The organism is Xenorhabdus sp. PB61.4 (assembly GCF_963894935.1).
In the GTDB taxonomy this organism is placed as follows: domain Bacteria; phylum Pseudomonadota; class Gammaproteobacteria; order Enterobacterales; family Enterobacteriaceae; genus Xenorhabdus; species Xenorhabdus stockiae.
The window spans coordinates 19,439-35,145 of record NZ_CAWQJR010000124.1 but is presented as its reverse complement, the minus strand read 5'-3'; the positions used below and the strand labels follow the sequence as shown (position 1 = coordinate 35,145).

At 46.5% G+C, this 15,707-nt stretch carries 5 protein-coding genes; 1 reads left to right on the top strand and 4 read right to left on the bottom strand.

Features of this window, described 5'->3' with window-relative positions:
* Positions 1 to 66 precede the first annotated feature (66 nt).
* Positions 67 to 864, top strand: coding sequence for a phosphate starvation-inducible protein PhoH (phoH, locus tag AACX68_RS07160; protein ID WP_228858645.1), 798 nt, complete (start codon positions 67 to 69; stop codon positions 862 to 864).
* Positions 865 to 1,073: 209 nt separating this feature from the next.
* Here the strand turns inward: phoH and AACX68_RS07155 are convergent, their stop codons facing one another.
* The 4 genes from AACX68_RS07155 to AACX68_RS07140 form a co-directional block, all read right to left on the bottom strand.
* The gene (locus AACX68_RS07155) at positions 1,074 to 1,232 is read right to left on the bottom strand and encodes a DUF2474 domain-containing protein (RefSeq protein WP_228858644.1); all 159 of its coding nucleotides are present in this window, start codon (positions 1,230 to 1,232) and stop codon (positions 1,074 to 1,076) included.
* Positions 1,213 to 2,220, bottom strand: coding sequence for a cytochrome d ubiquinol oxidase subunit II (gene cydB / locus AACX68_RS07150; RefSeq protein WP_228858643.1), 1,008 nt, complete (start codon positions 2,218 to 2,220; stop codon positions 1,213 to 1,215). Before cydB ends, AACX68_RS07155 begins: the two co-directional genes overlap by 20 nt.
* Positions 2,210 to 3,547 carry a cytochrome ubiquinol oxidase subunit I gene (locus AACX68_RS07145; RefSeq protein WP_228858642.1) on the bottom strand — a complete coding sequence of 446 codons (1,338 nt, stop codon included), beginning with the start codon at positions 3,545 to 3,547 and terminating at the stop codon, positions 2,210 to 2,212. Before AACX68_RS07145 ends, cydB begins: the two co-directional genes overlap by 11 nt.
* A 369-nt stretch (positions 3,548 to 3,916) precedes the next feature.
* Entirely contained in the window at positions 3,917 to 15,706 is an 11,790-nt protein-coding gene (locus tag AACX68_RS07140; RefSeq protein ID WP_228858641.1) for a non-ribosomal peptide synthetase, read from the bottom strand.
* Position 15,707 lies beyond the last annotated feature (1 nt).

Genomic DNA, 15,707 nt, shown 5'->3' with positions numbered 1-15,707 from the left:
AACGCAGTTATTCTATATCGGTGATAGAACACCGCAAGTGTGAAGCCAACGATAAGGTGTGCGACTATGAGTAGACAAAAAGCAGTGATGAAATCTCGCCGTGAAGTCAGGAGAATGCTAAAAAAAGATATGCGTCAGTCTCGTTATCGCAATGATAATAACGTTACCTCATTAGTACAGATTGGCGGAATAGAAGCGATTGGAATGGCACGTGAAAACAGGGATACCTCTGAAATTCGCCCACGCAATGAAGTGCAGTACCGTTATATGCGCGCTATCAAGAATAAACAATTGGTTATTGCTGATGGTGAAGCGGGTTGTGGCAAAACATTTATCAGTACAGCAATGGCAGCAGATGCACTGATTAATAAAGAGGTTGATAAAATTATCGTGACACGTCCGGTATTGCAGGCGGAAGAAGACTTGGGTTATTTGCCGGGCGATGTGGCAGAAAAGTTTGCGCCATATTTCCGCCCAGTTTATGAGGTGTTATTAAAACGTATGGGCGCATCGTTTTTGCAATACTGTCTTCGTCCTGAAATTGGAAAAGTCGAGATAGCTCCTTTTGCTTATATGCGTGGCAGGACATTTGAAAATGCGTTTGTGATCCTTGATGAAGCACAAAATGTGACGATTAATCAAATGAAAATGTTTTTAACCCGGTTGGGAGAAAACGTAACTGTTATTGTGAATGGAGATATCAGCCAATGCGATTTACCGGACAGCAACAAATCAGGGCTGGCAGATGCGCTGGAGCGTTTTTTTAATGATGAAGCAATTGGTGTAATTCATTTTTCTCAGGAAGATTGTGTGCGCTCTAAGTTATGTCAAAAAGCATTGCAGGCTTATAGTTCTTCAGTCTAATTGGGAATAAAGATTGCTCAGAAGAGTAATTGAAAGGGTGAAGGATATATAGTTCAACAGAACGGCTTCATTTATTGCTTTCTATATTATGTTGCAATTATGAAGCCGTTAAATATTTGTAGAAAGAATCCGAATAACTAAATCAAATATCTAGTATAAAAATATCGCGATTGATTATGTTCTAATAAAATCAGGCAGAAAATGAATAATTACTTCACTTTCATTCCCGCCGCTGTCATTAAGAAACGGAATAAAGTCGAAACGGCATAAAGCGTTAATACACTACAACACCAAATAGTTATCATCCAGCCCAATCGTTTCCATAGCGGAGAATGTGAATGTTCTGTTTTAGTGGTAGCCTTGTTCATGGGTGATTTTTCCTCGGAAGACATAATAACTCCAATAGGTATAAGTCAATATTATTGGGATGATAAATAGTGCACCGACAAGCATAAAACCCAGAGACTCAGGGGGAGATGCAGCCTCTTCATAGCTGATAAAAGGGGGAATGATATTTGGCCAGATGCTGATCCCTAACCCGCTGAACCCCATGAATACGAGTAATAATGCTGCCAAAAACGGTGTGTAATGACCGCTATTTTGGTTCGCAATCAGCAGCTTCCAGCCTGACCATAAAACCAGTAATGGCACAGGCAGAAAGAAAAACAGGTTAGGCAGACTAAACCAGCGCTCAGCAATAGCTGGCTGAGAAAGCGGTGTCCAGACACTGACGATAGTGATGACTATCAGCATTAATAAAGTTAATGGACGCAGAAGTCTGAGCATTTTTTGCTGTAAATGCCCTTCGGTTTTCATTACCAGCCAGCCACATCCCAGTAGCCCATAAGCGATAAGCAGCCCAAAACCGCAAAATAACGGGAAGGGTGAAAACCAGTCGAAACTCCCGCCAGTATAGGTACGATTTTCTACAGGAAAGCCTTCAATAACAGCCCCGACGACGACACCCTGTATAAAAGTCGCAATGATAGAACCGGCAATAAATGCTTTATCCCAAATCGGCTGATGTTTCGGCGCTGACTTGAAACGAAACTCGAACGCTACGCCGCGGAATATCAGCCCTAATAACATAAGAGTTAATGGGATCGCCAACGCATCCAGAATCACGGCATAGGCCAGAGGGAAAGCACCGAATAAACCTGCGCCACCCAGTACCAGCCAGGTTTCGTTACCATCCCAGACGGGGGCAACAGAATTCATCATTAAATCGCGATCTGCCTGCCCCTTAACCATGGGATATAAGATACCTATCCCAAGATCAAAGCCATCCATCACGATATACATCATGGTACTGAAGACGATAATCAGGAACCAGATGAGAGGAAGTTCAATACCCATTTGTTAACTCCTTATTGGGCCCTTTACGGATAAGTTTCATCATATAAGCATAACCAGCACCGAAAACAGCGCCGTAGACGACAAAGAAGATAAGCAGGCTGATACTCATATGGAATTCACCATGAGCAGAGACCGCATCTTTCGTGCGCATCAGTCCATAGACAACCCACGGCTGACGACCGATTTCCGTGGTGAACCATCCGGCGAGTATGGCAATCAGGCCAGAAGGTGCCATCAGGAGCATAAAGCGGAGAAACGTCCGGCTCTGGTACAAACGTTTTTTATAGCGCAGCCATAACCCCCAGATTCCCGCCAGAATCATTAATAATCCCAGTCCGACCATAATCCTGAATGACCAGAACACCATAAAAGCATTAGGACGATCTTCTGGTGCAAATTCTTTTAAAGCCGGAACCTGTTTATCAATGCTGTGTGTCAGGATAATGCTGGCAAGATAGGGAATTTTGACGGCATAACGAGTCTCTTCTGCTTCCTGATCGGGAATACCGAATATAATCAGTGGCGTGGCTTCGCCCGGATGGTTTTCCCAATGGCCTTCCATCGCAGCAACTTTGGCAGGCTGATATTTCAGAGTATTCAGGCCATGTAAATCACCGATAAATGCCTGCAATGGAGCAATGATCAGAATCAGCCACATCGCCATTGACAGCATTTTTTTCATGGCTGACGAATCATGGCCTTTCAGCAAATGCCAGGCTGCGGAGGCAGCAATAAAAAATGCTGAAGCGAGAAATGCTGCTGTTCCCATATGCAGCAAACGATAAGGAAAAGAGGGGTTGAAGATAACGGCCAGCCAATCTACGGGGATAATCTGATTATCGATAATTTCATGGCCTTGTGGCGTCTGCATCCAGCTATTGGATGCCAGTATCCAGAAGGTGGAGATAATTGTACCGAGGGCTACCATACAGGTGGCGAAAAAATGGAGTTTTTCACCCACCCGATTCCAGCCGAACAGCATAACGCCAAGAAACCCTGCCTCAAGGAAAAACGCGGTAAGTACTTCATAGACTAATAAAGGGCCGGTGATGCTTCCGGCAAAATCGGAGAAAAAACTCCAGTTAGTACCGAATTGATAGGCCATGACTAAACCGGAAACCACGCCCATACCAAAATTAATCCCAAAGATTTTTGCCCAGAAGTGGTATAGCGTTTTGTAGTCTGTATTACGTGTTTTCAGCCATAAGCCTTCTAACAAAGCAAGAAAACTGGCTAAACCTATCGTAATAGCGGGAAAGATAATATGAAAAGAAACGGTAAATGCGAATTGTATCCTTGCAAGTTCAAGGGCAGTTAACCCGAACATAGTTACCTCATTCTATTTGTTATAAGAAAAACCAATGAAAAAGTACTAATGAGTAAAGCATGGATATTTAACATATAACAGTAACAGTTTTTTATATATTTAATATAACAGTTTGATGATATCAATTTATTAACATATTGAACACAATATGAAAACATCGAACTTGTAGAAGCAATAATATGAAAATAAATATTTTATTATCGATATTTATATTTAGGGTGAAAACTGTACCCTATGCCAATGCTAAAGAAGACTTTAAAGAGAAAAACGATTGAAGAATACCCAAACAATCCACAGAGCTACCTGACCGGATACTTTATTGAATAAGAGGCTGGTAATACCAGCCTCATTAATCATTATCAAATTAATTTATATTAACGATGTTTCATTAACTCCTAATACATTAATTATTTCTTTGCGAATAACAGAAGTACATTCAAGAATGTTATTATGATGGTGATTTTTCAATAATATAACTTCTAATGGGGTGGTTACCCATTGAGAAATATTATTATCAGTCACTTTTATGATTGATTCAGTCAACTTTATTTGCGAGGGATCATTATAATCAGGATTAATTTCACCTGCTTTGAATAGCATAATACGGGTATGTTTTAATATTCCGCTTAAGTTACAGTCAGCTATTTTATATTCAACTGGTGCAGCCTCCAATACTCTATTGATATAGGTTTCACTGGCACTCGCTTTTTGTAACTCATCAGTGATTAATAGGTTTATATATGATATATCAATGTTATCTTTAAGTTTCTTTATCTCAGCGTTGTTAATTACTGTATCTAATAAGAACAATTTGATTTTTTGTGCGCCAATCTGTTCTAATTGATAGGCAATTTCCATTGCTAACTGTCCGCCTAATGACCAGCCTAAGATACGGATAGTTTGATCAATAGAGATTTCAGTCAGAATTAACTCCATATAAATCTGAGCTAATCGTTGCAATGAATCTATTTGGTTATCTGTACTGAGATTGTAATTATCGATACCAATACAGTTATAATTATCAGCTAATATATTTGCCAGAGGGGCATAGGATTCACTACCACCATTAGCCGGATGGATCATAAATAGTTTATCCGTTGCGAGTGACTCGGGTGTTAGGAAATTAAATAAACTGATTTCTTTATTATCCGTTGCCAGCCACTGAGATAATAAAGCGATACACTTGCAGCTGAATAAAATATTTAACGGAATATCAATGGCCATTTTATGGCGTATTGCCGAAGTGAGTTTGATCGCCAGCAGAGAATTTCCTCCGATACGGAAGAAGTTATCTTCAATACCCACCCGCCCCAACTCTAAAATATCCTGCCAAATAGCACAAAGCTGAGTTTCTAAGGCATTACGGGGTGCAACATAACTTTCTCTGTTACCGAAAACAGGTTCTGGTAATGCACGACGATTTACCTTGCCGTTCAGCGTTAGCGGAATAGTGTCCATAAAGGTAAAGCTGGCGGGCAGCATATAGTCCGGTAGTCTGTCAGACAAATGTACCAGTAGCATCTCGTCGGAGACAGCATCTTCGATAACCAGATAGGCAGCCAGTACTTTATGACCGTTATGCTCACGGTCAATCACGACAGCCTGTTTAACCTGCGTATGCGCCGTCAGCGCATTTTCAATTTCCCCCAATTCAATACGAAAGCCGCGGATTTTGATCTGAGAATCATTGCGTCCCAGATACTCCAGTTCGCCGTTGGGTAACCAGCGCACTAAATCGCCGGTTTTATACAGGCGGGTATAACCCTGAGTGATGTCTTCTGTGGTTGCAAAGGGATTTGCCACGAAATGCTCGGTGGTCAATTCAGGCTGGTTTAAATACCCCCGTGCCAAACCCGCGCCACCGATATATAACTCACCCGGTGTACCGACAGGCGCCAGATTTCCAGCACGGTCCAATACGTAAAGTCTGACATTATTAATCGCTTGACCAATATTGGTGGCAATTTCCCCATGCTGATATTGCTTCTGTGTCGCACAAACGGTGATTTCGGTCGGACCGTAGGAATTTATCACCTTGCTGTGTTGGCTGAAATGCTCCATAAAGTCCAGCGAGGGGGATTCTCCGCCGGTGACTAATAATCGGAGTGAAGGCAAGTCCACGTCAGTTAACAATTTGAGGATTGCGGATGGTAAGATGGCTATTTCAATGCCTTCTCGCTGAATCAACTCTGCAATGGCAGGGGCATTTCGTTCTGTTTCACTGCAAAGGTAAAGCGTCAGGCCATTTAATAACGCGGGAAAGAGTTCGTAAACAGACGCATCAAATACATAAGAGATGAACATTAAACTTTTGGTGGCTTGCTCAACATCAAGAAATGCCGTTTGAGCCGCCACCAGATGTGCCACATTTTTGTGTTCAATCATGACGCCTTTCGGTTGACCGGTGGTGCCGGAGGTATAGATGATATAGGCCAAATCGGTCGGTTTACTGATGGATTCAGCGTTCTCCACAGGTTGACTGGCCGTGTCTGCCTGATTATCTGCTGCGATAAGGATTGATGACTCAGACAATGGCCGGAGAGCGTTCAGATAGTGTTGTTGGGTCAGAACACAAGGCGTCGCAGTGTCTGTCAGAATAAACTGTACCCGCTCTGTGGGATATTCCGGTGATATCGGTACATAAGCGCCCCCGGCTTTCAGCACCGCCAGCATACTGATGACCATTTCAAGACTGCGGTCAAAATACAAGGCTATCGGTGTATCAGCTTGCATCGTTTGGTGATGCTGTTGTTGATAACGTTCGCGTATGGCATGGGCCAGTTGATTGGCACGCTGATTAAGCTGGTGATAGGTCAGAGATTCACCTTCAAACACCAGTGCAACATGGTCCGGTGTTCTTGCCGCCTGCGCTTCAAACAACTGTGGCAGGGTTTTATCCTGCGGATAAGGGGCATCGGTCTGGTTCCAGCTATGTAATAAGATGTGGCGTTCCTGCGCTGATAAAATATCAATACCGGACAACGTTTGTTGCTGGTCAGCCACAAACGCACTCAATACCCGCTGGTAACTCTCTGCGAGACGGGTGATGCTGCTTTCATTAAACAGGCTCACGGCGTAGTTCAGGCAACCGGTAATTGCCGTTTTGCTATCGGACAAAAACAGGCTCAGGTCAAACTTGGCCGGGCTATATAACGTTTCATCCAGTGTAACTGGACTAAAGGGTAGGCGGTAGTCTGACGGATTTTCCCCACGATTATCTTCACCAAAAGCCTGCACGCTGAACATCACCTGAAATATCGGATGACGGGCAGTATCCCGCTCAATGTTCAGTGCATCAAGGAGCTGTTCAAATGGCATATCCTGATGAGCTTTGGCACCGCTAACCAGTTTGTGTGTCTGTGCAATCAACGCGGTCACATTGTCAGTGTGTTGCAGTTGTGCCCTTAAGGCCAGTGAGTTAACAAACATGCCTAACAGGGGCAGGGTTTGCGCGTGGTGGCGGTTATCCGTCGGGGTGCCGATAACAATATCGTCTTGCCCGGATAATTTTGCCAGCGTGACGTAAAACGCACTGAGCAGCACGGTATACAGGGTAGTTTCCTGTGTTTTTGCCAACTCTCGTAGCTGTTCAGACAACTGGGTGTCCAGAGCAAAGTAGACGTCCAGTCCCTGATAATTGACCTGTGCCGGTCTGGGGTGATCCGTGGGCAGTGCCAGTGATTCATAGCCTGCCAGCGTCTGTTGCCAGTAAGTCAGTTGTTGTTCGCGGATGTCCCCCTGCAAATAATCCCGTTGCCATGCCGCGTAATCCCCGTAGGTGATATCCAGCGCAGGGAGCTGGCTGTCACGGCCGGTTTGCAGCGCATGGTAAATCTCCGCCAGTTCCGCCATAAAGATATCAATCGACCAGCCATCCATTGCGATATGGTGCCATAACAGGAATAAGTAATGGTTGTCTGCGACCTGATAATGCCGCAGGCGCAGGCTCGGTTCGGTGGTTAAGTCAAAGGGGGTGGCGATCTCGGTGCGGACGTTAGCCAGCAATGTCTCCCTGTCGTCATAGGATTGAGATGGGATCACTAAATCCTCATCCAATACCTGCTGATACATCTGGCCTTGCTTATCACTACGATACACGGTTCTCAGCACCGCATGACGTTCAGCCAGCTGGTTAATGGCGGTTTTCAGTAAAGGCAGCGAAGTATCCTGAGCCAACTGAGCCAGATAGGGAATATGGTAGATATCGGAACCCTGCTCATACTGTTCGATAAACAGCATCCGCTCCTGCGCAAAGGATAAGGGATAGCGCTCTTGGGGCTTATGAGGGATCACCGTGCGAATTTGTGCGTCCATCTGCGTGGCTAACCCAGCGATGGTTTTCCATTCAAACAGTTGTGCCAGTGAAATATCGGTGGACAAGGTACGGCGAATGGCAGCGATCAACTTAATGGCAGTCAGGGAATTGCCGCCGAGACGGAAGAAATTATCGTCAATACCGATCCGTTCCAGCCCTAAAACATCCTGCCAAATAGCGCAAAGCTGAATTTCCAGTGCATTACGGGGCGCAACATAACTGTCTCTGTCACCGAAAACCGGCTCTGGTAAGGCTCTGCGGTTCACTTTACCGTTCAGCGTCAGCGGAATAGCGTCCATAAAGGTAAAGCTGGTGGGCAGCATATAATCCGGCAGACGATCAGATAAGTGTGCAAGCAGCATATCATCAGAGACAGCATCTTCGGCAACCAGATATGCCGCGAGGACTTTATGGCCGCTATGCTCACGGTCAATCACCACTGACTGTTTGACCTGAGGATGCGCCGCAAGGGCACTTTCAATTTCCCCCAGTTCAATACGGAAGCCGCGGATTTTAACCTGAAAATCATTGCGTCCAAGGTATTCGATATTGCCATCCGGTAGCCAACGGCCTAAATCACCGGTTTTATACATGCGAGCATCCGGCTCGGTAGAGAACGGGCAACGTAGAAAACGTTCAGCCGTTAATTCAGGACGATTGAGATAACCTCGGGCAACACCCCGACCGGCGATATAAATTTCGCCTGCGACACCGAAAGGTACTGGTTGACCATACGGGTCAAGAATATAAATTTGCGTATTGGCTATCGGGCGTCCGATCGGCGGTAATGTTGGCCAGTGTTCTGTCTCATTGTCCAGCGTGTATGAGGTCACAACATGGCTTTCTGTCGGGCCGTAGTGGTTGTGTAACCGGCAGTGACCAGCCCGTTGCATCAAACGCTGAATGGCAGGGGTAATACGCAATTGTTCACCGGCCGTAATAATATGTTTCAGGCAGGACAAATCGTCTTCTTCACTGAGGCTGACGGCATCGGCAAAATGCTGAAGAGCCACATAAGGCAGAAAGACGCGCTCAATCTGCTTTTGCTGAACCAGTTTTAGGAGCTGTTGAGGGGCGCGGCGTAGGGTTTCATTAATCAGCACTAAACAGCTGCCCTCACACAGCGTGGTCAGGATTTCCTGAAAAGCGACATCAAATCCCAGCGCCGCAAATTGCAGGGTTTTACCGGTTGTCGTGGGATGTTCAGGCGCATAATGATGCCATTGCAGCAGGTTTGATAAGGCCGACTGTGGCATTTCCACCCCTTTGGGTAATCCGGTTGAACCGGACGTGTAGATCACATAGGCCAGATGATGCGGGGCCAGCGTCGGAATATCAGGGTTATGATCCGGCTGTTCAGTGAGATAAGCAGTCTGTTTATCAAGTAATACCGTCATGTGGCTGGCAGAGGGGGGCACAGCATCAAAAACGTGCGTAAGAGTCGACTGGGTAAGTAAAGCTACGGGGGCCGAATCTTTCAGCATGTAAATCAGTCTCTCGTCCGGATGGGCGGGATCGAGTGGCACATAAGCTCCACCGGCTTTAAGAATGGCGAGTAAACCCACCACCATCTCAGGACTACGTTCAACACAAATGGCAACACGTTCGTCAGGGCCTACCCCCAACGTTATCAGGTAATGAGCCAGACGATTGGCGCGGCGGTTAAGTTCCCCATAGCTCAATACCTGTTCTTCAAATTCCACTGCAATGGCATCAGGATGTTGTGCGGCCTGCGCTTCAAACAACTGTGGCAGGGTTTTATCCTGCGGATAAGGGGCATCGGTCTGGTTCCAGTTGTGCAGCAGCGTATGACGCTCTGCCTCACTGAAACAGGTGAGAGTGGCATGAGGCTGTTCTGGATGACAGGCTACCCCATGCAAAATACGTTCAAGCTGGTTCAGTAATCGTTGAGTCTGTTCATCAGTCAACCAGTCTTCACCGTAATTAAATCTGATGATTAACTGGTTACCTTGCTCATAGGCGAGCAACGACAACGGATAATCCACTTTTTCCACCACACGGCGGAATGTCAGCGACTGTTCAATGCTGGTCTGGTTTCCGTTTGCCACCGGTGCCGGGTAGTTTTCAAATACCAGCAGGCTCTGGAATAACCGTTCTCCGTCAGATTGCAGTCCGGCGAGAGAAACGGCACTGTGGCTGTTGAGGTTGGCGATATCTTTTTGGATATGTTGTAAAACAGTGACCACGCTGTCAGTTGGTTTCCATTGCACTGTCAGCGGCAGAGTATTGATATACAGACCGACGCTGGACTCGATCCCTTCAACGGGGATATCACGGCCGGAGACGGTGGTGCCGACAATCGTCTGCTCATCACCGGTGTAAGTGTGTAACAGTTTATGCCAGGCAAATTGCAGGGCGACATTCAGTGTCACTCCGTGTATCCGGCAGGTGTTTTTAAGCTGAGCATAAGCGTTACTCTGTACAGTGAGTTGTTGTTCTGCCGGTTTCTCAACCGTTTTTATTGAGGTTAAGTCAACCTGATGGCTTAGCAGCGCTGATAAATCATTCGTACCCTGCCATTGGGCCTTGCATCCAGTCCAGTAAATATCAGCTTCAGCCTGATGCTCCCGGTAATATTGCTGGGCCGCCAGATAAGCGTTATCCACAACGATGTCAGGCGTGCGTCCCTGTGCGAGTACGTTGTAATAGCCATGAACGGTTTGCAATAAAATCGGGTAACTCCAGCCATCAATGATGCTGTGGTGTAGGGTGATAACCACAGTAACCAACTGTTGATGTTGTTTAATCAGGATAAAGCGCGCTAACCCAGGCTGACGTAAATCAAATGGCAGGGTGAGATCATGTTGTTGAAGCGTATCAATTGCCCTGTTTTTTTCTTCTTCTGATAACGGGGTAATGTCTTCGTGCCTGAAGTTTGTCGCATCAATACTGGCATCGGCTGTGACGATTTGTAATATTTCTCCTTCCCAGTTAAAAGCGGTTCTGAGGATTGGGAAACGCAGTGAAGCCAATTTCCAGGCTTGTTGATAGGCGTCAACATTAATAGAAGAGTGATAATCTAATAGCAGTTGCACACGATAAGCATCATCTTGTGGCTGAGCCAGATGATGGTAAATAAATCCTTGTTGTAAACTGGTAGCGGGGTACAGTGTTTCAATCCGATAGTGTTGTTGAAGCTGGCGCAGAAATGTGTCTGAAAGACCATTGACACCGTAATCACTGGCCGTTTTTAGACCACCTAATTGAGCTTGTTTTTGCGCTGCGATGGTGACGTTATTGAGTGCCTGCTCAAATGCCAGGATAAACAGGGCTATCTTAGCCTGTGGCAGGCGTGAATCGACATAAAACCGCAGTTTTCCGGCCTGAACGGCCCCATTAAGCCCCAGCAATAAATGACTGCCGTTTTCGCGGGCTACCATCGTTCCGCAATCATCGTCGGTGATTGACCAGTCCTGACGGCTGGCACTGCTTAACTGCCCCAGATAGTTGAAACTTATCAGTGGCAAATCCCCGGTCAGATAGTCCGCCTGCTGTAATGCCCCGTAACCCATGCCTTTATTCGGCACCGCGCGCAACATCTCTTTGGTATGAATGATGGTGTCGGCTATATCTGCCTGATTTTCCAGACGAACCGGGTACATCGTAGTAAACCAGCCAACGGTTTCGGAAATATCTATTGTGTTATCAATAGATTCCCGTCCATGTCCTTCCAGAAGGATAGGGTTGACAGGTTGGTCTAAGGTATCCTGCAAGGCGACGGTCAGCGCACTCAGCAACAGGTCATTAATATCGGTGTGAAAACCTGCGTTAGCTTTATGCAGCAGGATATCAGTCATTTCTGCCGAGATTTCCAGCTGATGGTGTGTGAGATTGTCCAACACAGGTTTACGGTTATTGTCCGCCAGTACCTGTTGCCAGTAAGGCACTTCATGTTGATGTTGCCGGGCATACTGTTGAACAGCGGTCACCCATTGGCGATAACTGCTGGTTTTCGCCGGTAAGCCCCTCCCCTGTAAGAGCAAACGCATATCTTCTGCAATAATCCGCCAGGACACGGCATCAATAATCAGATGATGGAAGGCAAAAAATAACCGGGCGCTGCCATCGGCGTAGCCGGTCAGATGAGCGGCCTGCCAGAGTGGCCCGTTGTGGTAATCGAACCCACTTTGCCACTCGGTGAGTTGCTGATGGAGTGCTTCCTGATGACACTGACGGACATCAGCGTGTTTTAACTGTGGCAGTGAAGATGAAATATCCGCTAAATAACATTGGCGATATCCCTGCTCTGTAGCAACAAAGCGAGCACGTAATATATCGTGCCGCTCAGTTAATGCGCTCAGGGCTTGCTCAATTTGCATGGATGGAATATTGCCGGGGATCTGAACCATAAAAGCCTGATTCCAGTGATGAGGCTGCGCAAACTGCCAGTCAAAGAAGGTTTGCTGAACCGGCAATAACGCAAACTCCCCGTTTAATATTCCTTGCTCGGCAACGATGTCGGCAGTGGAGGCGGTTTGCATGAGTAATGGCGCTAATTGTGCCACCGTCGGGGCCTCAAAAATGGTTTTCACCTGAAGCGAAAAACCCGCCTGGCGTAGTTTGGACACTAATTGAATACTGACAATCGAATCCCCACCGATGCGAAAGAAATTATCGTGGATGCTTATCTGCTCCAGCCCTAAAACATCCTGCCAAATAGCACAAAGCTGGGTTTCCAAGGCATTACGGGGCGCAATATAATTTTCTCTGTCACCGAAAACCGGCTCTGGCAAGGCGTTACGGTCCACTTTGCCGCTCAGCGTTAGCGGTATCGCCTCCATAAAGGTAAAGCTGGCGGGTAGCATATAGTCCGGCAGGCTATCCGATAAGTGCATCAGTAGCATGTCATCGGAGACAACATTCTCGGCAACTAAATAGGCTGCCAATACTTTATGATCCTGATGTTTACGATCAATCACGACGGCCTGTTTAACCTGTGGATGCGTTGTCAGCGCACTTTCAATTTCACCCAGCTCAATGCGGTAACCACGAATTTTAACCTGAAAATCATTGCGTCCCAGATATTCGATATTGCCGTCCGACAAGTAACGCCCCAAATCCCCCGTTTTATACATTCTTGCCTCTTGTACAGAAGAAAAAGGATCAGGAAGGAAACGTTCCGCCGTCAGTTCTGGCCGGTTTAGATAGCCACGGGCAATACCATCACCACCGATATAAATTTCGCCCAAGGCACCTATCGGTACGAGATGTTGGTGAGCATCAAGCAGGTAAATTCGGGTGTTGTCGATAGGACGGCCAATATGGGGAACAAAACCTGTCGTTCGGTTCATGCATGTCCAGATTGAATAGGTCGTGGTCTCCGAAGGGCCATACAAATTATACACATTTTGTATCGAGGAATGAGCAAACAATCGCTCAACAATGTGGGATTTCAACGCCTCACCGGCGAGGTTAACGGTTTGGGTGGTAGCCGGAATGGCATTGTTCTCTATTAATCGCTCAATCGCGGAGGGTACTGTATTGATAAGGCTGAACAGTGGCTTTGTATCTGATGCTTTTGTAATTAATGAAAGAATGTCAGGCGCAATGTGGACCGTACTACCAGAAATTAAAGGCGCGAAACATTCGTAAACAGATAAGTCAAAATTCAACGATGTGGAAAACAGCGTATGTGCTAATTCTTCCGGGCTAAATACCCGTTGTGCCCAGATAAGGAAATTCACCACATTGCGGTGCTCTATCATCACCCCTTTGGGTGCTCCTGTCGAACCGGAGGTGTAAATCACGTAAGCCAGATGACGAGAAGTCAACCCCAGTGCCTGTGCATCCGGGTTGGTGTCCGGCTGAGTCTCTAAGCCCAGAGACGGGTTATCCAGCCATACCGTGGGAACTGACGTCGTCAGTGTATCCGCCAGTGCGGTTTGCGCCAGTAAAACTACTGGCGTTGCGTCATCCAGCATATAGCGCAATCGTTCTGCGGGATAAGCCGGATCGAGGGGCAGATAAGCCCCGCCCGCCTTGAGAATAGCCAGTATCCCGACCACCATCTCCGGGCTGCGTTCAAGGCAGACCGCGACCCGATCATCCGGCCTGACACCCAGTGCAATCAGATAATGCGCCAGCTGGTTGGCACGGCGGTTGAGTTCGCCATAGCTGATGCTTTGATTTTCAAATACGATTGCCGTGGCATCCGGGTGTTGAGCCGCCTGCACTTCAAACAATTGTGGCAGGGTTTTATCCTGCGGGTAAGGCTCTGCGGTCTGGTTCCAGCGGTGCAGCAGCGTATGACGCTCTTCCTCACTGAGACAGGTGATAGCGGTATGAGACTGTTCCGGATGACAGGCAACCTCGTGCAGAATACGTTCAAGTTGCCTCAGCAAGCGCAATGCCTGTTCGTCTTCCAGCCAGTCTTTCCCATAATTAAATTTGATGACTAAACGGTTATTTTGCTCATACGCGATCAGTGACAACGGATAATCCACTTTTTCCACTGCGCGGCGAAATGTCAGTGTCTGTTCGATGCCGGTCTGGTTCTTGTCTGCCACCGGAGTAGGATAATTTTCAAACACCAAAAGGCTATGAAATAACCGTTCTCCGCCAGATTGCAGACTGGCGAGAGAAACGGCACTGTGGCTGTTGAGGTCAGCGATATTTTTCTGGATATGTTGTAAAACGGTGACGACGCTATCAGTTTGTTTCCACTGCACCGCTAGAGGCAGGGTATTGATATAAAGACCAACACTGGACTCGATCCCTTCAACGGGGATATCCCGACCGGAGACGGTTGTACCGACAATCGTCTGCTCATCAGCGGTGTAAATGTGCAACAGTTTATGCCAAGCAAATTGCAGCGCCACATTCAGTGTCACCCCGTGTCTCCGGCAGGTGTTTTTAAGCTGCTCATAAGCGTTATCCTGCACAGTGAGTCGCTTTTCTGCCGGTTTTTCAATCATTTTTATCTGGGTTAAGTCAACCCGGTGGCTTAGTAGCGCCGATAAATCATTCGCGCCCTGCCATTGGGTCTTGCGCTCAGACCAATAAATATCCGTATCGGCCTGATGATTGCGGTAATATTGCTGGGCCGCCAGATAAGCGTTATCCACGACGATGTCAGGCGTGCGTCCCTGTACGAGTGCGTTGTAATAGCCATGGACGGTTTGCAATAAAACAGGGTAGCTCCAGCCATCAACAATACTGTGGTGCAGTGTGATAAGCACAGTCATCAGTTGCTGATGTTGTTTAATCAGGGTAAAGCGCGCTAATCCGGGCTGACGTAAATCAAACGGCAGGGTGCGATCATGTTGTTGAATATTGTCAATCGCCCTGTTTTTTTCTTCTGCTGATAACGAGGTAATATCTTCGTGCCTGAAGTTTGCCGCATCAATACTGGTATCGGCTGTGACGATTTGTAATATTTTACCTTCCCAGTTAAAGGCAGTTCTTAGGGTCGGGAAACGACGCGAAGCCAATGTCCAGGCTTGTTGATAAGCATCAACATTAATAGAAGAGTGGTAATCCAATAGCAGTTGGACGCGATAAGCATCATCCTGTGGCTGAGAAAGATAATGATAGACAAACCCCTGTTGTAAGCTGGTGGCAGGGAAAATAGCCTCAATCTTTTTGTTGTTGGATGAAGTCGCAGGCACACCAGCATGATTTTCAAGGGAAATAAAATGCCTAAAGTCTTCTACTGAGAAGATATTTTTTTCATTTAAAAAATTAAGAATGTTTTCTTTTTTCTGTTTAACTTGATCAATAAGTTGATCAGGGGGAGTTCCCCCTGTGAATGTCAGTTTCAACTTATTTTCATAAACCCATACTGATGCCTGATTTTTGTTAAGTTCTTTAAATAGCGTCAACATT

Coding starts and splice junctions, on each gene's coding strand:
- phoH (WP_228858645.1), top strand. CDS start 67: ATGAGTAGACAAAAAGCAGTGATGAAATCTCGCCGTGAAGTCAGGAGA.
- AACX68_RS07140 (WP_228858641.1), bottom strand. CDS start 15,706: ATGTTGACGCTATTTAAAGAACTTAACAAAAATCAGGCATCAGTATGG.
- AACX68_RS07145 (WP_228858642.1), bottom strand. CDS start 3,547: ATGTTCGGGTTAACTGCCCTTGAACTTGCAAGGATACAATTCGCATTT.
- cydB (WP_228858643.1), bottom strand. CDS start 2,220: ATGGGTATTGAACTTCCTCTCATCTGGTTCCTGATTATCGTCTTCAGT.
- AACX68_RS07155 (WP_228858644.1), bottom strand. CDS start 1,232: ATGAACAAGGCTACCACTAAAACAGAACATTCACATTCTCCGCTATGG.